Consider the following 18,401-nt stretch of genomic DNA (forward strand, 5'->3'; position numbering starts at 1 on the left):
GGCGTGGCGCATCAGTCAGTCCCCATCAGGTGCAGGGCGTTGCGGTCGAAGGCGATGGCGGTCGTGGTGCCTTCGGGCGGAACCGGCTGGCCGGCAGGGACAAGGGCGGCGATCTCGGTCTCGCCCGCGCGGATCACGACGCGCGTGCCGGCGCCGAGGTAGCGCAGCGCAATGACGGTGCCGCTGACCGGGCCGGTCTGGGCAAGCCGGGTGGCCTCGGGGCGCAGGGAGGCCCATTGGGCGGGGCCTCCGAGGGCCCGGGTCAGCTCCGGGGGCAGCACGTTGGAGGAGCCGACGAAATCTGCCACGAACCGCGTGGCGGGGCGGTCGTAGATGTCCTGCGGGGTGCCGATCTGGGCGATCCGGCCTTCGTTGAACACGGCCAGGTGGTCGGCCATCGACAGGGCCTCGTGCTGGTCATGGGTGACGAAGACGAAGGTCAGCCCCAGCTTGTGCTGGAGCGCCTTGAGTTCGTCCTGCATCGCCTCGCGCAGCTTCAGGTCCAGCGCGCCCAGGGGTTCGTCCAGCAGCAGCACCCGGGGTTCGTTGACCAGGGCGCGGGCCAGGGCCACGCGCTGGCGCTGGCCGCCGGAAAGCTGGGCGGGCTTGCGGTCGCCGTAGCCCTCCAGCTTGACCAGCGCGAGCATCTCTTCGGCCCGGGCATGGCGGCGGGCGCGGCCCATGCCCTTGACCATCAGCCCGTAGGCCACGTTGTCGCGCACGTTCATGTGCGGGAACAGCGCATAGTCCTGGAACACCGTGTTCACGTTGCGCAGATGCGGGGGCGTCGCCGAAACGTCCTCGCCGAAGATGCGGATCGCGCCGGTCGTGGGCTTTTCGAACCCCGAGATCAGCCGCAGGCAGGTGGTCTTGCCCGACCCCGAGGGGCCGAGCATGGCGAAGAAGGACCCTTCGACGATGGTCAGGTCCACGCCATCGACGGCCTTCACCGGGCCGAAATGGCGGGAAACATTGGCGAATTCGACGGCAGGGGTCATGGCACGATCGTAGGGTGCGCTACAGCGCACCGTTCCTTGCGATGTTGGGAAAATCAGGGTGGGCGATCCGCCCACCCTCTGGTCAGTATGTCAGCGACCGCCGATCACCCCGATATAGTCCGACACCCAGCGGTAGTAGGGCACGCAGGCGCCATCCCCCTGGGAGCAGTTCGACACCGGCGTGGTCCAGAACCGGATCTTCTCGAAATCGTCCATCCCGTTCGCGGTGCAGGTTTCGGCCGTGGCCATGCCGCGGCCGTCGGTGCAGGCGGCCGGGACCGAGGGGTTGGCGCCGAACCAGACCGCCAGGTCGGATTGCAGGTTCGAGGACAGCGTATGCTCCATCCAGAGATAGGCGCAATTCGGGTTGGCGGCGTTGACATGCATCATCGTGGTGTCGGCCCAGCCGGTCGCGCCTTCCTGCGGGATCACGCTGGCGACGGGCTGGCCTTCGGACTTCAGCAGGTTCACCTGGAACGGCCAGGACCCCGAGGCCACCACGCCCTCGTTCTTGAAGTCGTCCATCTGAATGAAGGCGTCGTGCCAGTAGCGGCTGACCAGGTTGCGCTGCTGGCGCAGAAGGTCGAGCGCGGCCTTGTACTGGTCCTCGTTCAGCTCGTAGGGCGAGGTGATGCCAAGCTCGGGCCGGTGGAACATCAGGTACTGCGCGGCGTCGGCCACGTGGATCGGGCCGTCATAGGCCTGGACCCGCCCCTTGTTCGACTTGCCGTCGGGCAGGGTCATTTCCTCGAACACCACGTTCCACGAGGTCGGGGGTTCGGGGAACACATTGGTGTTGTACATCAGGACGTTCGGCCCCCACATGTAGGGCACGCCGTAGTGGACGCCCTTCACCGTGTGCCAGGGCGCGTTCTTCAGCCGGTCGTCCACCGTGGACCAGGACGGGATCAGGTCGATGTTGATCGGCTGCACCCGGTCGCCCGCCACCAGCCGCAGGCTGGCGTCGCCCGAGGCGGTGACGAGGTCGAAACCGCCTTCGTTCATCAGCGCCACCATCTCGTCGCTGGTGTTCGCGGTCTTGACGTTCACCTTGCAGCCCGAGCTTTCCTCGAACTTCGTCACCCAGTCGAACTCCTTCATCGTCTCGCCGCGCTCGATGTAGCCCGGCCAGGCCACGATGTTCACCTGGCCTTCCGGCGCACCGATCGCGGTGACCTGGGCAAGGGCCGGGGCAAGGCCGGTCAGGACGGCTAGGGTGGTCGTTCCCATCAGTCTGAGGCTGGAATTCATGGCAGGCTCCCGTTGGTGTGTCTCTTGCATGCGCAGAGGGTCCGTTGATCCGGACTTGCGAAAAAAGCCTATGTTGCCTTGAAAGTTTCACAATGACAAAAAACTGAAGCCTGATATCGGGTTTACCGATGCATCATGTCCGGCCTGCGCGGGTCGCGGGCCGATTGCGGGAATGGTCGGTCCCGGCCGGGGCGGAACCTTTGGGTGAAGTGTGGGTTTCTGACGATGAGCAGTTTGTTGATGATCGCACCGGCGCCGGTGATCGAGTCGGGGGGCCGTCTGCGTCTGGACGTGAAATTCGTCGAGGGGATGCGTGTCCAGCAAGGGCTCTGGCCCAGCCGGATGACCGTGGCCTTGCGCCGTGGTGTGCCGGCAATTCCCTTCGGGCGGGATTACGGCCGGGACGAGCTGCCCTTCGATCTGCTGCTGCTGGACCCGGACGAGGCGCTGACGGCACGGCATCTGTCCGGGTTCGACTTGATCTACGCCGGTGGCGACGACTTTCACTGCCTGGGGCTGCCCGATCTGCTGCATCCCGGGCAGAAGCTGGTCTATGTGATCGAATACACGCAGGAAACGCGGTTGCAGATCATGGATCTGGACCGCAGCCGCAGCCTTCTGGGCCGGTTGCGCGGCCGGCTCTGGCTGCGGCAGCAGGAAAGGCGGCGCCTGCGGGCCTTCCGGGCGGCGACGGCGCTTCAGGCGAACGGCTATCCGGCCCATGACCTTTATGCGCCGATCTGCGCCGACACGCTTCTGTACCTGGACGGGCGCATGACGCCCGATCTCTTCGCCACCGAGACCGAGATGACCGCGCGCGAGACCTGGCGGGCGGCGGGCGGGCCGATGCGGCTGATCTTCTCGGGCCGGCTGGAACCGATGAAGGGCGCGCAGGACCTGATTCCGGTGGCGCGCGCGCTGGAACGGAACGGGGTGGACTTCACGCTGGACGTGTTCGGCACCGGCGCGTTGCAAGGCGACGTCGCTGCGGCCATGCAGCAGCTGGCCGAGCCGGGGCGCGTCCGGCTGCACGGCGCGGTGGATTTCGAGACCGAACTGGTGCCCTTCACCCGGACGCGGGCCGACATCTTCCTGGGCTGCCACCGGCAAGCCGATCCGTCCTGCACCTATATCGAGGCGATGGGCTGCGGGGTTGCGGTGGCAAGCTATGACAACCGCATGTGGCAGCGGCTGAACGGAGAGGCCAAGGCGGGATGGGGTTCGCCCCTGGGCGAGCCCGAGCGGCTGGCCGAACGCCTGATCGCGCTGTCGCGTGATCCGCAGGCCATCACCCGGGCCAGCCGCAACGCCTGGGAATTCTCGCGCGCCCATGGCTTCCTGCCCGAATTCCGGCGGCGGATGGAACATCTGGCCCGGATCGCGGGGATCACTCTCGCGCCGTTCGCTGCCTGACCGTCCCGGCCCCGCAGGATCGGTTCAGCCCGGGCGCAGGACCGCGGTGCTTTGCGCCGACCGGATGAAGTTCGACGCAGGCCCGGTCAGCGGCGCGCCCTTGCGCCAGGCCAGGCCCACCTGCACCGTCGGCAAGTCGCCCGAGACATCGCGAATCTCGATCCGGTCGCCTTCCAGGCTCCAGGGGCGGTAGACGAGACTGGGCAGGATCGCCAGCCCCGCGCCGGTGGCGACCAGGGATCGCACCGCCTCGACGCTGCGGGTGCGGAAGGCGATCTGCGGTTTCACCGGCAGGGCGGCGGTCAGGCGCCGGGTGGATTCCTCGATCTCGTCCACCATCAGCTGGATCAGCGGCGATCCGGCAAGCTCTTCCAGCGCGATGCTTTCCTGCTGCGCCAGCGGATGGCCCAGCGGCAGCCAGAGGCGATAGGGCGAGACCAGCAGCGTTTCCAGGTTCAGCGCCATCCGGTCGTGGACCGAAGAGGTGAGAAGCACCGCCACGTCCAGCTCTCCCCCGATCAGGAGGTGCTGAAGGTAGTCGCCCGAATCCTCGATCACGTTCAGCTCGACCTGCGGAAAGGCGCGGCGATAGCGTTGCAGGATGTCCGACAGCACATAGCCCGCGACAAGGCTGGTGACGCCCAGCGACAGGCGGCCCTTGGCGGTTTCGGCCTCGGTCTGGAAGGTGGTGCGGGCGGTGGCCACGTCGGCCAGGATCTGCCGGGCATGGCGCAGGAAGGCCGAGCCCTTGTGCGTCAGGACGATGCCGCGCGCCTGGCGGTCGAATAGCGCAACGCCGAGGTCGTCCTCCAGCCCGCGGATCGCCTCGGTCACCGAGGACTGGCTGATCGAAAGCGCCCGCGCCGCGCCGGTGACGGATCCGGCCTCGGCGGCACCGACGAAGAACTGAAGCTGGCGCAGGGTGAATGCCATCGGAATCCGCGATAGGATTGGTCTATTATCTGCCTGATAGATGACCCTGTGGCAAGGGTTGCGGCGTCCACGTCGCTGTGGCTTTGTGGAGCAAAAGGAAACGGAGGCAGGAATGGTCTGGGTATTGTTGGCAGTTGTGCTGGGTGGCGTGGCCATTGCCCTGCAAGCGCCGGTCAATGCCGCCCTGGCGCGCGAACTCGGCGGTCCGGTCCCAGCCGCCGCCGTTTCCTTTGGCGTGGGCTTCGTCGTCCTTTTCGTGATCGCGATGGCTCAGGGGCAGGGCGCGTCCTTCCTGAGACTGCCGCAGGTCCCGACCTGGACGCTGATCGGCGGCTGCCTGGGCGCCTGGTATGTCCTCAGCGCGGTCTGGGGCGTATCGACGCTGGGCGTGCTGACATTGGTCGCGGCGCTGATCCTGGGGCAGATGACGGCGGCGATGGTGATCGACGCCACCGGCGCGCTGGGCGTGACCGCGCGCGAGATCACGCCGACCCGGATTGCCGCCGCCGGTCTGGTGATGGCCGGGCTGATCCTGTCGCGGGCCTAGGGGGCCTGCCAGCGCCCCGCGGCCCCGACCGTCCAGGGGGCGGCGACGGGGGGCGGCGGCGCGCCGTCCTGCCAGAAGCAGAGCCGCAGGTGATCCACCGCCTCGCCGTCAAGCACCAGCGCCCAGTCCATGTGGAAGCCGTCGATCAGAAGGCCCTCGGCGTAGAACACGATCTCGTCGGCTTCCAGCGCTTCCGAGGGCGCGGCATCCCAGCCCTCGGCCCCGCCCCAGAACACCAGGCCCTCGATGTCGCGGTGCTGGCGCGTGATCTTCCCAAGCGGGGCCAGGAAGGCCTCGACCGGGGTCAGTTCCTTGGCCATCAGCGCGACCCTGCCGCCAGCGCGGGGGCGGGCACGAGGGTCACGCGGTCCGGCGCGGCACAGCGGGCGTGGGGATCGGGGAATGCGGTCAAGGCTTGGCTCCGGACTTGCGCCAGGTCAAGGCGGGGTGAGGGTGCCGTGCCATACTCGGCACCGATGTGACCGTGTCAATGCGGGGGTTGCCATGCAGTATCAGCTGAGCGCGCAACGGGTGGATGCGACGGGAAGCCTGGCCAGCAGTCACGGGGCCGAGGTGCGGCTGGCGACCGACATGGAGGGCCGCAAGGATGCGCCGAACCCGGTGGAGCTGTTGCTGGCGGCGCTGGCGGCCTGCATGATCAAGGGGGCGGAACGGGTGCTGCCGGTGCTGAAGTTCCAGCTGGACGGGATGCGCGTGTCGTTGCAGGCAGACCGGCAGGATGCGCCGCCAAGGCTGGCGGCGATCCGGTACGAGATCACGATCGACACCCCGGAAAGCGCGGCGCGGCTTGATCTCTTGCACCGCAACATCCTGAAATACGGCACGATTTCCAACACGCTCGCCGCTGCGGTTCCCCTGTCCGGGACCATCCGTCGCGCGGGGGACGACCGGAGTTCGTGACGAACTCCGGACCGATTTCCGAACGGAAATCGGTGCCTAGCGACGGGTCATCGCGATGCGGATCAAGGCGCGTTCCATCAGCGCCATGCCGGGCGCCTTGCTGGTGGAGCGCAGCGTGAGGTCGGTCTCCAGCAGGATCGCCATCGCGCTTTCCAGCGCCCGAGCCCCCCATTGGCCAGCCTGCCGGCCCATCGCGTCCTTCTGCCTGAAACTCACGCGCGCCTTCTGGATGCCGGCGGCGGGGCCGGCGGGGTCGGTCGCGGCGGCATGGAGGATGCGGAAATGCCGCAGCGCGCCGATGCAGATCGTCACCGGCTGCACCCCCTGGCCCTCCAGCCGCCGGAACAGCGGGCCGATGGCGGTGCTGCGCGCCTCGGCCACGGCGTCGATCAGGTCGTCGATTTCGGCCTCGATGGTCGCGGGGGCCATGGCGGCGACATCGGCGGGGGTCAGGGGCGTCGGATCATTGAACTTGTAGAGCGCGATCTTCTCCAGCGTCTGGCGGAAGTCGCCCGGGTCCAGGGCGCGCGCAAGGGTGGTCAGGTCGGTCATCGCTTCGCGGTCGATGTCGGTCAGCCCCGCCTTCTTCAGCGCGTCCTCGATTTCCTCGCGGCTGGGGGGATCGTCGTAAAGCCCGATGCTGACCGCGTTCGGGTGCTTTTCGAACAGGGTCTTCAGGGCGGATTTCCCCGTCAGGCCCCCCGCCGTGACCACGATCACCGCGTCACCCGGTTTCCATTCCTTCAGCGCGGTGGCGATGGGGTCGGACAGACCGTCGGTCGCGTCCTCGACGAAAGCGACGCGCGGACCGGGGAAGAAGCCCACCGCCTTGATCGCGTCCAGCAGCAGACTGCCGTCCTTGCGCAGGTCGGCGCCCGAAATCCGGGTCAGGCGCATCTCGGCCTCGCCCTGCGGTCCGACCAGCGCGGCGATGGCGTCCTGGCGCTTGAGCGCCACCCGCATCGCATCGGCGCCGAAGATCAGCAGCCCTGCCCGTCCGGGATCGGGTTTCGCGCAGTAGCGGGCGGCCTCGGCCCCCTTCAGGATCATGGCTGCCGCGCCATGGCCGCGATCAGCCGGGCGGTGATCTGGTCGGCCAGGATGCGCATCAGCCGCAGGCTTGCGTCCTCTTCGGCCGCCAGCCCCGCGACGGTCGATCCGGTCGCGGCATAGGCGGTGAAGCTTTGCACCCGACCGCCGGTCACCCGCGCCCCGGTCGCGCGGTCGGTCAGCGTGTAGTCGATCACGCCCTTCAGGTTGTAGCGCGTGGTCTTGTTGTCGGTGGTGATGCCCACGCCCACCGTCTCGGTGACGATGGCATAAGCCAGATCATAGCGCGGCGCCTCGGGCCGGCCGAGCCGTTCCTCCAGCCGCTCGACCAGGTCGAAGCCGTTCTTGTCGGTCGGGTCCTGGACCTGGACCCTGCCCATGAGCGCCGTCGCCGGCCCATCGGGGGCGAGCGCGGGGGCAAAGCCGCAGGCCGCCATGGCAAGCGGGGCAAGCAACAGGAAGCGCCGCGTCGGTCGGAGAACGGCCTGCCCGCCCCCGGGTCCGGTGCAAGACAGAGGCGGGTGGCTGAGGTCAGACGACGACATTGATGATGCGGCCCGGGACGACGATGATCTTCTTCACCGGCTGGCCGGCAAGGAACCTGATCACATCCTCATCCGCCAGCGCCAGCTTTTCAACCTCGGCCGTGGCCAGGTCCTTCGGCACGCTGATTTCCGCCCGGCGCTTGCCGTTGATCTGGATCGGCAGGGTGACCGTGTCATCGACCAGCAGCGCCGGGTCGGCCTTGGGCCAGGGCGCCTGGGCGCAAAGGCCCGCGCCGCCCTGCATGGCCCAGATCTCCTCGGCCAGATGCGGGGTCATCGGCGACATGAGCTGCGCCAGCGTGCGAAGCGCCTGTTTCATCGCCGCCGTCGAGGCATTGGCCCGGCTCAGGGTGTTGGTGAAGGCGTAGAGGCTGGCGATCGCCTTGTTGAAGGCAAAGCCCTCGATCCCCCGGGTCACCTCGTCGATGGCCCGGGCGGTCGCCCGCGCCAACTCCGCGTCGCCCTCGCCCTTGTGATCCGCCGGCATCTGGCCGATGCGGTCGGAGAGGCTCCAGACCCGGGACAGATGCTTGAACGCGGCCTCGGCTCCCGAGGAGGTCCATTCCACGTCGCGCTCGGGCGGGCTGTCGGACATCACGAACCAGCGCGCGGTGTCGGCGCCGAACCGGGCGATGATGTCCATCGGATCGACGACGTTCTTCTTCGACTTCGACATCTTGGCCGAAGGCACGATTTCCACCGGAGTGCCATCCTTCAGCGTGGCGCCACCCTCACCCCGCAGCACGTCCTCGGGCAGGTGATAGACCGGGCGACCCTGGCGGTCGCGGGTCATGTAGATCTCGTGCGTCACCATGCCCTGGGTGAACAGCGCGTTGAACGGTTCGATGGCCTTTGCGGGCAGATGGCCGGTCCTGTGCATCGCCCGGGCGAAGAAGCGGGAATAGAGCAGGTGCAGGATCGCGTGTTCGATCCCGCCGATGTACTGGTCGACATTCATCCAGTATTCCGCGTCCTCGGCCACGGTCGGGGTCGTGGCGCGGGGGTTGGTGAAGCGGGCATAGTACCAGGACGAATCGACGAAAGTGTCCATCGTGTCCGTCTCGCGCCGGGCCGGCTGCCCGCATTTCGGGCAGGTGCAGTCGCGCCAGGTCGGATGCCGGTCGAGCGGGTTGCCGGGGACGTCGAAGGTGACGTCGTAGGGCAGTTCGATGGGCAGGTTCTTCTTGTCCTCGGGCACCACGCCGCAGGAGGGGCAGTGGATCACCGGGATCGGGCAGCCCCAATAGCGCTGGCGGCTGACGCCCCAGTCGCGCAGGCGGTATTTCGTCACGCCCTTGCCATAGCCGTTCGCCTCGGCATGGGCGATGGCGGCGGCGACGCCCTCGTCGCCGGTCTGCACCGTTTCCCCGGCAAAGCCGCGGATGTAGTGGACGCGTTCGGACTTCATCGGCACGAAGGCTTCGGTCAGGGCCGCATCGCTTCCGTCCGCGCTGAACACCGGCCTGATCGGCAACCCGTATTTCGTGGCAAAGTCGAAGTCGCGCTGGTCATGCGCCGGGCAGCCGAAGATGGCGCCCGTGCCATAGTCCATCAGGATGAAGTTGGCGATCCAGACCGGCAATTCCCACGTCGGATCAAGCGGATGCCGGACGCGGATGCCGGTGTCGTAGCCGATCTTCTCGGCCGTCTCGATCTCTTCCGCCGATGTCCCGCCCTTCCGGCACAGCGCCACGAACGCGGCCACCTTCGGGTCGGCCTCCAGCGCCTTGGCCAGGGGGTGATCCGGGCTGATCGCCGCGAAGGATGCACCCATCAGCGTGTCGGGGCGGGTGGTATAGACCTCCAGCCTTTCGAACTCGGCCGGCGCCCCGACCGTCTCGAAGGCGAATTGCAGCCCGCGAGATTTCCCGATCCAGTTGGCCTGCATCAGGCGCACCTTCTCCGGCCAGGCGGTCAGCCCGTCCAGCGCGCCGAGCAGTTCCTCCGAATAATCGGAAATCCTGAAGAACCACTGCGTCAGTTCGCGCCGTTCGACCGGAGCGCCGGACCGCCAGCCCTTGCCGTCGATCACCTGCTCGTTGGCCAGCACGGTCATGTCCACCGGGTCCCAGTTCACCACGGCGGCCTTGCGATAGACCAGCCCGGCTTCCATCATGTCGATGAACATGGCCTGCTGCTGGCCGTAATATTCCGGGTCGCAGGTCGCCAGTTCGCGCGACCAGTCGATCGACAGGCCCAGGGGCTTCATCTGCGCCTTCATGTCGGCGATGTTGCCGTAGGTCCAGTCCTTCGGGTGGCCGCCCCGTTCCATCGCGGCGTTCTCGGCGGGCATCCCGAAGGCGTCCCAGCCCATCGGATGCAGCACGCTGAACCCCTGCGCGGCCTTGTAGCGCGCCACCACGTCGCCCATCGTGTAGTTGCGCACATGCCCCATGTGGATGCGCCCCGAGGGGTAGGGGAACATCTCCAGCACGTAATACTTGGGCTTCGCCGGATCGCGCCGAGCGGTGAAGGCCTCGGCCCTGTCCCAGGCCTCTTGCCAGCGGGGTTCGATCACCGAAGGGTCATAGCGCGACATCAGGGGCCTCATGCGGGATTCCGCGCGGAATTACACATGCGCGGGGGGAAAGGTCCACCCCTTCCAGCCGAAACTGCGGCGGGCCTGCGGGGGTCGGCCCCGACCGGCCTCAGAGCTTGCTGTCGCGCACGCGCAGCTGGCGCGCCCGGGTCAGGATCGCATCCTCGACCGCGCGCACGGTTTCGGGCGCCACCGAGGCGCCGCCCTGGCCCTGCAACGCGACCTTCAGGCTGCGCGCATCAAGGGCGGGGTCCTGCACATAGACCGTCGCACGATAGGCGCGGCCGCCGCCCGGGGGGCGGCCATAGCCGGTCACGATCACGCCGGTGAACGGGTCCACCGATTCGATGGGCAGGAAGTTCAGAACCTCAAGGCTGGCCTGCCAGATATACTTGTTCACCTCGACGGTGGTATTGGGGTTGTCGGCGTTCGAGAACAGGTCCCAGATCGTCGAGCCCCGCTCATCCTCGCCCCGGGCCTTCGCGATGGCGGCGCGCTGGGCGTCGGCCCTTTCCTTGCGGGTCAGCTGTTCCTCGCTGGGGATCGAGGCGCGCTTGCCGCCGAACAGGTTGCCGCTGCCGATGCCGCCCCCGCAGGCAGTGAGCGACAGTACAAGCCCGGCTGCCAGTGCTGCCCGCGCGAAGTGTTGCAAGTTCATCCGGTCACCCCTGGAACCTCTTGCCAGTTGTCTAGCCGAGGGGCGGGGGCCTGCCAAGGGCTTTTGGCGCAAGCGCCCGCGCCGCGGTCAGGACCGGCGCAGGCGCCCGCCTCTGCCGTCGCTCTCCGGACTCTCGCGCGCGCTGGAACCAGAGGAGGGCATTTTCACGATCCCGCAGGCTGGCCTGCGGACGCTCGCGCGCGCGGGAATCAGGGGTATCGGCGCGAGGTATCGGCGCGCGCCTGCGCTGGCTGGCGCGCCTCTTCTCTGGGCCGCCCCTCTGGTCCGCCCCGGGCGGCGCGCCCGGACCTGTGACTTTGCTGCACCAATTTTCCGCCGATTTCCCGCAGGCCGCTAGCGGGCGTTGCAATCCCGGGCGCCAGCGGCGAAAACCGCAGCATTCCCCTGCGGATTCCCCTGCGGCGGGCTTACCTTGAAGAAAGAGGGAAACATGAAAAAGATTCTTCTCGCGACCAGCGCCCTGGTAATGGTTGCCGGCGCTGCCGCCGCTGAAGTCAAGCTGTCGGGTTCGGCCCGCATGGGTCTGATCTTCGACGGCGAAGATACCCTGCTGACCTCGCGCGTTCGCGTCGTGTTCACCATGTCGGGCGAAACCGATACCGGTCTGTCCTTCGGCGCTTCGATGCGCTCTGACCAGTTCGGCGGCAACCAGAAAAAAGATTCGGCCGGCGACCTGCTCGGTTCCTCGCAGACCGGGAACAACGACTCGACCGTCTATGTCTCGGGCCCCTTCGGCAAGCTGACTTTGGGTGACGTTGACACGGCTGCCGAAGGCCTCGTCGGGCACGTTTCGGGCGTCGGCCTCACCGGCCTCGGCGACTGGAACGAACTGCGCTATCTCGGCCACGAAAAGACCGCCGCCCTGTACGAATACTCGGCCGGCGATCTGACCTTCGCGCTGTCCGCTGGCCAGATCGAAGACCTGGACGGTGTTGCCGCCAACGACGACGCCTATTCGGTCGCGGTGAAGTATGCTCCGGGCGACTACAGCGTCGCGCTCGGCTACGAAACCGCCGGTGGCGTGGACCACATCGCTCTGGGCGCCTCGGCGACCTTCGGCGGCGCGACCGTCAAGTTCGTCGCTTCGGACACCGACATCTCGGGTGACCCGACCCAGTATGCCCTGTCGCTGGACTACAAGGTTGACGCGGCCACCTTCACCATCTTCGCGACGGACGAAGGCACCACCAACAACTACGGTATCGGTGCGGCCTACGACCTGGGCGGCGGTGCCAAGGTTGTCGGCGGCATCGTGAAAGTGGACGACTCGTCGGTGGACGACACCATCGCCGACCTCGGTCTGTCGTTCAAGTTCTGATCCGGACGGACCGGACAACCGGAAAGAGCGGGCCCTGCCCGCTCTTTTCTTTTGCGGCCGGGCCGTTACCTTGCCATGGAAACGGGGGGCGTGATGGCACTTGCGGATATCCTGGCGCGGATGCGGGCGGCGGAACGGGCGGTGGGGCGGGCCGAGGGGTCGGTCCGGCTGATCGCCGTGTCCAAGGTCCAGCCGGCAGAGCGGGTCGAGGCGGTGCTGACCGAAGGCCACCGCGTCTTTGGCGAGAACTATGTGCAAGAGGCGGCGGCGAAATGGCCTGCCTGGCGTGACAGGTTCGGGCCGCTGGAGCTGCACATGATCGGCCCCTTGCAGACCAACAAGGCCAAGGTCGCCGTGGACCTGTTCGACGCGATCCACACGCTGGACCGCCCCTCGCTGGCCGCGAGGCTGGCGGGGTTGCAGCAGGCCCGGGGCGCGCTGCCCCAGCTTTTCGTCCAGGTGAACACCGGCGCCGAGCCGCAGAAGGCCGGGGTCCTGCCGGCCGACCTTCCCGGTTTCCTGAAGGACTGCCGGGCGATGGACCTCGCCCCCGTGGGCCTGATGTGCATCCCGCCCGAGGATCAGGACCCCGCCCCGCATTTCGCGGCTCTGGCGCGGATGGCGGCGGATCACGGGCTGTCCGGCCTGTCGATGGGGATGAGCGGCGATTTCGAGACCGCCATTGCCCATGGCGCGACCCATGTGCGCGTCGGCAGCGCGATCTTCGGGGCACGGGCCTATCCCGCCCGATAGGCCGGGCGAAGCGGAACCTCAGGTCAGCCAGACCCGCGCATAGGGGGGCAGCACGATCTGCCCGTCATGCGGCGTCACCTCGGCCTCGGACAGGGCGTCCCACAGGCGGACGACCCCCAGCGCACGGACCCGGGGCTCGGGCAGGTGCTGCCAGGTCTCGGTGAAGTTGAACAGGCAGAGCAGCGTGCCGGTCGGCGCCAGGCGCTGGACCGCCAGCACAGCATTGTTGCCCGAGGACACCACCCGCACCGGATGGGCCGCGTGCAGCCCGGCCGTGGCCCGCCGCCGCGCCAGGATGTGCCGGACGCCCCGGAACACCCGGGCCGAGGGCGTCTCGTCCCGGTGGCGCGCCTCGGCCAGCGCCCAGTCCATCCTGGGGCGGTGCACCCAACGGCTGTCATGGGCATGGTCGGGATCGTCGCGGTAGCTGTCATCGTTCACAAGCGCCAGCTCGTCGCCCATGTAGATCAGCGGGATGCCGCCCCAGGCCGCGATCAGCGCATGGCCCAGCAAAATGCGCTGCACTGCCAGGTCGCGCGCGCCATCGTCCCGCGCCGTCTCCAGCCCGGCCAGCGAAGCGAAGCTGCCCGAGATCCGCTTGTCCCCCGTCGCCTCGTTCACCTGGAACAGGGCGCCCCGGGCGAAGGTGCCGGGAAAGCTGCCCTCGTAGAAATCGGACAGGAAGTTGCGATGCGCATGACCCGAAAGCCCGACCGCCGCCGCGTCCGCGTCGGTCACCGCCCAGCCGATGTCGTCGTGGCAGCGGATATAGGTGGCATAGGTCGCGTTGGTCAGCCGGTCGGGGAAATGCGTGGCCAGGACATGCGTCATCAGCCGCACGTCGCGGGTCGCCAGCGCGGACCAGAACTGCACCATCAGGCTGTTGTGGTAGGCAAGATTGCCTTCCTTGCCGTCATGCCGCCCGCGTCCCAGATACGGCAGCATCTCGGCCGGCGCGACGATGGCTTCCTCCAGGTGGATCACGGCGGCCGAGGCGATGCGCGAACAGGCCCGCAGCGCCTGAAGAATCATGTGCACCTCGGGTTCCGACTGGCAGCGGGTGCCAAGGCGTTTCCACATGAAGGCCACCGCGTCCAGACGCAGCACATCGACGCCCTTGTTGGCCAGGAACAGCATCACCTCGACGATCTCCAGGAACACCGCCGGATTGGCCCAGTTCAGGTCCCACTGGTGTTCGTTGAAGGTGGTCCAGACCCATGTCCCGATGTCGGGGTAATGGGTGAAGTTGCCCGGCGCGTTGTCGGGGAAGACCTCGACCAGGGTCTGTTCGTAAAGCTGCGGCAGGTCGGGGCTGTCGAACATCAGATAGTAGTCCCGATACTTCGGGTCGCCCTTCGCCGCCTTCCTGGCCCAGGCGTGCTCTTTCGCGGTGTGGTTCAGCACCAGGTCCACGCAGAGCGACATGCCCCGCGCGCGCAAAGCGCGGCTGACCGCCTCGAAATCCGCCATCGTGCCGAAGGCCGGGTTGATCCGGCGGTAATCCATCACCGAATAGCCGCCGTCGCTGTCGCCCGGCCGCGGCTTCAGGCAGGGCATCAGGTGGACATAGGTGATGCCGAGGTCTTCCAGATAGTCCAGCTTCTCCAGCACGCCCTTCAGATCGCCGTTGAAGCGGTCGATGTAGAAGACATAGCCCGCCATCTCCGGACGCTGGAACCAGTCCGGCTCCAGGTCGCGTTGCAGGTCAAGCCGTTTCAGGTCCTCGGGCCGGTCGGCCCAGCCCTTGCGCAGGACCCGGATCAGCCGGTCGCGAAAGGCCGGATAGTCCGTGCGCGCGCCGTACAGCGCCTCCAGCATCGGGAACAGGTCGGGGGCAGAGCGGGCCAGCCGCAGGTCGAACAGCTCGTCGCTGGCCGTCGTCGTCCTTGCCATGCAATCCTCCCCGCGACGGGCACAGGTTAGCGGGGCCAAAGCGTTTTGGAAAGAGGTCAGCCGGGCACGATCAACCGTGTCTGATGGGTGATGCGCGGCGCGATCCAAAGCAGGGCGCGGCGCGGCAGGGCGATGCAGCCGGCGGTGGGCGCGCCGGGCCGGCGCCACTGGTGCAGGAAGATGGCCGAGCCCTTGCCCGGTTCGGCATGGGGCCAGTTCCAGTCGGTGAGGATGACCAGATCATACATCGGATCGGCCCGGCGCAGGCGTTCGTGGCGGTAACCGTGCGGCGCGCGGACCATCAGGTTGTAGTCCGGGTCCTCCGGGTCGTCCGACCACAGGTCCGAAGGGCCGATCGGCAGCGCCCAATCCGCTGGGCGGAGCAGCCGGTCGGGGCGATAGAGCATGCCGACCAGCCGATGCACCCCCGCCGGCGTCGCCCCGTCGCCTTCGCGCTTCTGTCCCGGGGGAACGATGCCGCCGCGCCCGATGGTGCAGGGAAAGCGGCGGCCCAGAAAGCGCAGGCCCATCGGGGTGACCACAAGGTCGGCGGGTTTCACAGAAGATGCCCCGACTTCGCCGCCTTGGTCGCCAGATAGGCGCGGTTCTCGGCCGTCTCGCCGACGCGCAGCGGCACGCGCTCGGTGACGTGCAGGCCGCAGCCCTCCATCATCGCCAGCTTCTTCGGATTGTTGGTCAGAAGCCGCACGCTGGAAAAGCCCAGCTTGCGCAGGATTTCCGCCCCGATGCGGAAGTCGCGCTCGTCATCCTCGAATCCCAGCCGGTGATTGGCCTCGACCGTGTCGAAGCCCTGATCCTGCAAGGAATAGGCCCGCATCTTGTTGGCCAGCCCGATGCCGCGGCCCTCCTGGTTGAGATAGAGCAGAACCCCCGCCCCTTCCTCGCCCATCTGCGCCAGCGCCGCGCGCAGTTGCGGCCCGCAGTCGCATTTCAGCGACCCCAGCACATCGCCGGTGAAACAGGCCGAATGCAGCCGGGCGAGGACGGGCTTGTCGCGGTCCGGGCGGCCGATCTCGATGGCGTAATGCTCCTCGCCGCCGTCGTCGGGGCGGAACACATGCACCCGTCCCGCACTGGAGGCCACCAGCGGCACCCGGGCGGAGACGACCTCTTCCAGCGGCGGCAAGGCGGCCAAGGCGGGGGAAATCTCGTCCAGCGTCAACAGCGTCAGCCCATGCGACCCTGCCAGCGGCAGCGCGTTGTTCAAGGGAACCAGCAGGGCGGCGGGCAGAAGCTGCGCGGACTTGGCTAGACCCAGCGCGGCGCGGGCCAGATCGGCCGGACCTTCACGCAGGGATTGCAGCGGCCCCTTCATCGGGGTGCGCAGGTCGTCGGCCGGGTCCGCGACCGACCGCAGCCAGTGCAGCCCCGCATCCGCCGGGGGCACCACCCGCGCCAGATCGCCGTCATAGGCCCGCGCCTTCAGCGTCTCGGCCCGCCGCGCGGTGATCGCCAGGACCGGCGCGCCGAACAGGCGCAGATCGGCAAGCCGCGCAGCATCCAGCGTCTCCACCGCGGCGACCAGGGCTGCCTCGCCCGCTCCGGCCAGGACCACGGGCACCCCCATGCGCAGGTCGCCCCGGGCTCGGGTCAGGCGTTCGGCAATGGACAGGCGCAGGCTCATGCCCCCATCCATAGCCCCGGCCCGGCGAAATTGAAACATGAGGCGCGGAACCGACACGTCCGCGTGAGCATTTCGTTGCAAATCTTGCAGGCTTTGTGATCGGGGCGCATCTGAACCGAAAGCAGCAATGGAGGACCCGATGGCCGGACTGCGGAAGATCCTGCTGGTCGATGACGACGAAGACCTGCGCGAGGCGCTGAGCGAACAGCTGGTGATGACCGAGGATTTCGACGTGTTCGAGGCCGGAACCGGCGCCGAGGGGATGGAGAAGGTCAAGGCCGGGCTGTTCGATCTGGTCATCCTCGATGTGGGCCTGCCCGACACCGACGGGCGCGAGCTGTGCCGCCGGATGCGCAAGCAGGGCGTGAAGTGCCCGATCCTGATGCTAACCGGGCATGACACCGACAGCGACACGATCCTGGGTCTGGACGCGGGCGCCAACGACTATGTGACCAAGCCCTTCAAGTTCCCGGTCCTGCTGGCCCGCATCCGCGCGCAACTTCGGACCCATGAACAATCGGAAGATGCGGTGTTCCAGCTTGGGCCTTACACCTTCAAGCCCGCGCAGAAGTTGCTGGTGGACGAGAAGGACAGGAAGATCCGCCTGACCGAGAAGGAAACCAACATCCTGAAATACCTCTACCGCTCGACCAGCGGTGTGGTGGCGCGGGATGTCCTCTTGCACGAGGTCTGGGGCTACAACGCCGGCGTCACCACCCATACGCTGGAAACCCACATCTACCGCCTGCGCCAGAAGATCGAGCCCGATCCCTCGAACGCGCGGCTTCTGGTGACGGAAAGCGGTGGCTATCGGCTGGTGGCCTGACGGCTCGTTGCAGGGCGGCCACAATGCGGCTGCCTTGCAACAAACACGAAATCTTGCCGCTTAGGGCTTATTGTTGCCGGATTCGCTTGCTACCTTTTCCTCATGCACGGGTTGTGCAGCAAGTTCCCCTGGTCGCGTCGGGGTTATGGCGCGGCATCCTCCCTGTTGGACCTGGCCGGGCTTCGTGCCCGGCCTTTTTTCTGTGGTTGAGGTCGCCCGGCCTTCCCCCTAGGGTCGCCGCGACAGGAGACCCGCCATGCCCTTCACCCTTGCCACCTGGAACATCAACTCCATCCGCCTGCGCGAGGCGCTGGTCACGCGGCTGATGGCCGAAGAGGCGCCGGACATCCTCTGCCTTCAGGAATGCAAGTGCCCGGTGGAGCTGATCCCGATGGAGGGCTTTCGCGCGCTGGGCTACTGCCACATCGTGGCGCGCGGGCAGAAGGGCTATAACGGCGTGGCGATCCTGTCCAAGCTGCCGATCACCGATGCAGGCGGCCATGACTTCGCGACCCTGGGTCACGCGCGGCATGTCGCGGCGCGGCTGGACAACGGGGTCACGATCCACAACTTCTATGTCCCCGCGGGCGGTGACATCCCGGATCGTGAGCAGAACCTCAAGTTCGGCCAGAAGCTCGATTTCCTGATCCAGATGCGCGACCACTTCCACGCCGACCGGCCGGAAAAGGCGATCCTGGTGGGCGATCTGAACATCGCGCCCCGCGAGGATGACGTCTGGGACCACAAGGCGCTCTTGAAGATCGTCAGCCACACGCCGATCGAAGTCGAGCATCTGGGCCAGGCGATGGACTCAGGCCGTTGGGTTGACGTGACCCGGCAGGACATTCCGCAGGGGAGGCTTTACAGCTGGTGGAGCTATCGCAGCCCCGACTGGGACGGGGCCGACAAGGGCCGCAGGCTCGACCATATCTGGGCCACCCCCGATATCTCCGGCGCGGCCCATGGCAGCCGCATCCTGCGCCCGGTGCGGGGGTGGGAGCAGCCGTCGGACCACGTCCCGGTCTTCGCGACGTTTGATCTGTAGGACCAAATCTTTTCGAAAAGATTTGCAAATTCCTTCGAAGGAATT

18 protein-coding genes are annotated in these 18,401 nt (G+C 67.5%); 7 read left to right on the plus strand and 11 right to left on the minus strand.

Annotated features, from left to right (window positions below; translation table 11 throughout):
• Positions 1–11 precede the first annotated feature (11 nt).
• Positions 12–998, minus strand: a complete 987-nt coding sequence (locus G8O29_RS03630) for an ABC transporter ATP-binding protein (protein ID WP_166401856.1) — start codon at positions 996–998, stop codon at positions 12–14.
• Positions 999–1,088: 90 nt separating this feature from the next.
• Positions 1,089–2,228, minus strand: a complete 1,140-nt coding sequence (locus G8O29_RS03635; RefSeq protein WP_242678859.1) for an ABC transporter substrate-binding protein — start codon at positions 2,226–2,228, stop codon at positions 1,089–1,091.
• A gap of 246 nt (positions 2,229–2,474) precedes the next feature.
• On the opposite strand from G8O29_RS03635, the gene G8O29_RS03640 reads away from it, so the two are divergent.
• Complete coding sequence (locus G8O29_RS03640) at positions 2,475–3,662, plus strand: glycosyltransferase (RefSeq protein WP_207623644.1); 1,188 nt, start codon at positions 2,475–2,477, stop codon at positions 3,660–3,662.
• Positions 3,663–3,686: 24 nt separating this feature from the next.
• Here G8O29_RS03640 and G8O29_RS03645 read toward each other — a convergent pair whose 3' ends face one another.
• Positions 3,687–4,595 carry a LysR family transcriptional regulator gene (locus G8O29_RS03645; RefSeq protein ID WP_166401859.1) on the minus strand — a complete coding sequence of 303 codons (909 nt, stop codon included), beginning with the start codon at positions 4,593–4,595 and terminating at the stop codon, positions 3,687–3,689.
• A 112-nt stretch (positions 4,596–4,707) separates the two neighbouring features.
• On the opposite strand from G8O29_RS03645, the gene G8O29_RS03650 reads away from it, so the two are divergent.
• The gene (locus G8O29_RS03650) at positions 4,708–5,142 is read left to right on the plus strand and encodes a DMT family transporter (RefSeq protein ID WP_166401860.1); all 435 of its coding nucleotides are present in this window, start codon (positions 4,708–4,710) and stop codon (positions 5,140–5,142) included.
• Here G8O29_RS03650 and G8O29_RS03655 read toward each other — a convergent pair.
• Positions 5,139–5,462: a cysteine hydrolase family protein gene (locus G8O29_RS03655; protein ID WP_166401861.1), complete on the minus strand. Its 324-nt coding sequence runs from the start codon at positions 5,460–5,462 to the stop codon at positions 5,139–5,141. The genes G8O29_RS03650 and G8O29_RS03655 overlap by 4 nt on opposite strands.
• A 184-nt stretch (positions 5,463–5,646) precedes the next feature.
• On the opposite strand from G8O29_RS03655, the gene G8O29_RS03660 reads away from it, so the two are divergent.
• Complete coding sequence (locus G8O29_RS03660; protein WP_166401862.1) at positions 5,647–6,063, plus strand: OsmC family protein; 417 nt, start codon at positions 5,647–5,649, stop codon at positions 6,061–6,063.
• A gap of 36 nt (positions 6,064–6,099) precedes the next feature.
• Here G8O29_RS03660 and holA read toward each other — a convergent pair whose 3' ends face one another.
• From holA to G8O29_RS03680, 4 genes are all read right to left on the minus strand, one after another.
• Positions 6,100–7,113, minus strand: a complete 1,014-nt coding sequence (gene holA, locus G8O29_RS03665) for a DNA polymerase III subunit delta (protein ID WP_166401863.1) — start codon at positions 7,111–7,113, stop codon at positions 6,100–6,102.
• Complete coding sequence (lptE, locus tag G8O29_RS03670) at positions 7,110–7,568, minus strand: LPS assembly lipoprotein LptE (RefSeq protein ID WP_437440793.1); 459 nt, start codon at positions 7,566–7,568, stop codon at positions 7,110–7,112. Before lptE ends, holA begins: the two co-directional genes overlap by 4 nt.
• Before the next feature lie 76 nt (positions 7,569–7,644).
• Positions 7,645–10,197: a leucine--tRNA ligase gene (gene leuS, locus G8O29_RS03675; protein ID WP_166402090.1), complete on the minus strand. Its 2,553-nt coding sequence runs from the start codon at positions 10,195–10,197 to the stop codon at positions 7,645–7,647.
• A gap of 109 nt (positions 10,198–10,306) precedes the next feature.
• Positions 10,307–10,855, minus strand: coding sequence for a DUF3576 domain-containing protein (locus G8O29_RS03680; RefSeq protein ID WP_166401865.1), 549 nt, complete (start codon positions 10,853–10,855; stop codon positions 10,307–10,309).
• 451 nt (positions 10,856–11,306) lie between these two features.
• Between G8O29_RS03680 and G8O29_RS03685 the strand changes: the two genes are divergently transcribed.
• Both G8O29_RS03685 and G8O29_RS03690 read left to right on the plus strand, forming a co-directional pair.
• A complete protein-coding gene (locus G8O29_RS03685) occupies positions 11,307–12,194 on the plus strand; it encodes a porin (RefSeq protein ID WP_166401866.1) in 888 nt (295 codons plus the stop codon).
• Positions 12,195–12,287: 93 nt separating this feature from the next.
• Positions 12,288–12,947, plus strand: coding sequence for a YggS family pyridoxal phosphate-dependent enzyme (locus G8O29_RS03690; protein ID WP_166401867.1), 660 nt, complete (start codon positions 12,288–12,290; stop codon positions 12,945–12,947).
• An 18-nt stretch (positions 12,948–12,965) separates the two neighbouring features.
• On the opposite strand, the gene G8O29_RS03695 is transcribed toward G8O29_RS03690, so the two are convergent.
• Genes G8O29_RS03695 through ribA form a run of 3 tightly spaced genes read right to left on the minus strand, consistent with a single transcriptional unit; the run spans position 12,966 to position 16,485 of the window.
• Positions 12,966–14,840 carry an amylosucrase gene (locus G8O29_RS03695; protein WP_166401868.1) on the minus strand — a complete coding sequence of 625 codons (1,875 nt, stop codon included), beginning with the start codon at positions 14,838–14,840 and terminating at the stop codon, positions 12,966–12,968.
• Between the two features lie 56 nt (positions 14,841–14,896).
• Positions 14,897–15,400 carry a L,D-transpeptidase family protein gene (locus G8O29_RS03700; protein ID WP_166401869.1) on the minus strand — a complete coding sequence of 168 codons (504 nt, stop codon included), beginning with the start codon at positions 15,398–15,400 and terminating at the stop codon, positions 14,897–14,899.
• The gene (gene ribA, locus G8O29_RS03705; protein ID WP_166401870.1) at positions 15,397–16,485 is read right to left on the minus strand and encodes a GTP cyclohydrolase II; all 1,089 of its coding nucleotides are present in this window, start codon (positions 16,483–16,485) and stop codon (positions 15,397–15,399) included. Before ribA ends, G8O29_RS03700 begins: the two co-directional genes overlap by 4 nt.
• A 139-nt stretch (positions 16,486–16,624) precedes the next feature.
• Between ribA and G8O29_RS03710 the strand changes: the two genes are divergently transcribed.
• Both G8O29_RS03710 and G8O29_RS03715 read left to right on the plus strand, forming a co-directional pair.
• Positions 16,625–17,311 (plus strand): response regulator transcription factor, encoded by a 687-nt coding sequence (locus G8O29_RS03710; protein WP_149587404.1) that lies wholly within the window; start codon positions 16,625–16,627, stop codon positions 17,309–17,311.
• A gap of 256 nt (positions 17,312–17,567) precedes the next feature.
• Positions 17,568–18,356: an exodeoxyribonuclease III gene (locus G8O29_RS03715; RefSeq protein WP_166401871.1), complete on the plus strand. Its 789-nt coding sequence runs from the start codon at positions 17,568–17,570 to the stop codon at positions 18,354–18,356.
• Positions 18,357–18,401 lie beyond the last annotated feature (45 nt).

This window comes from Rhodobacter calidifons, from assembly GCF_011174775.1.
Taxonomy (GTDB): Bacteria; Pseudomonadota; Alphaproteobacteria; order Rhodobacterales; family Rhodobacteraceae; genus Tabrizicola; species Tabrizicola calidifons.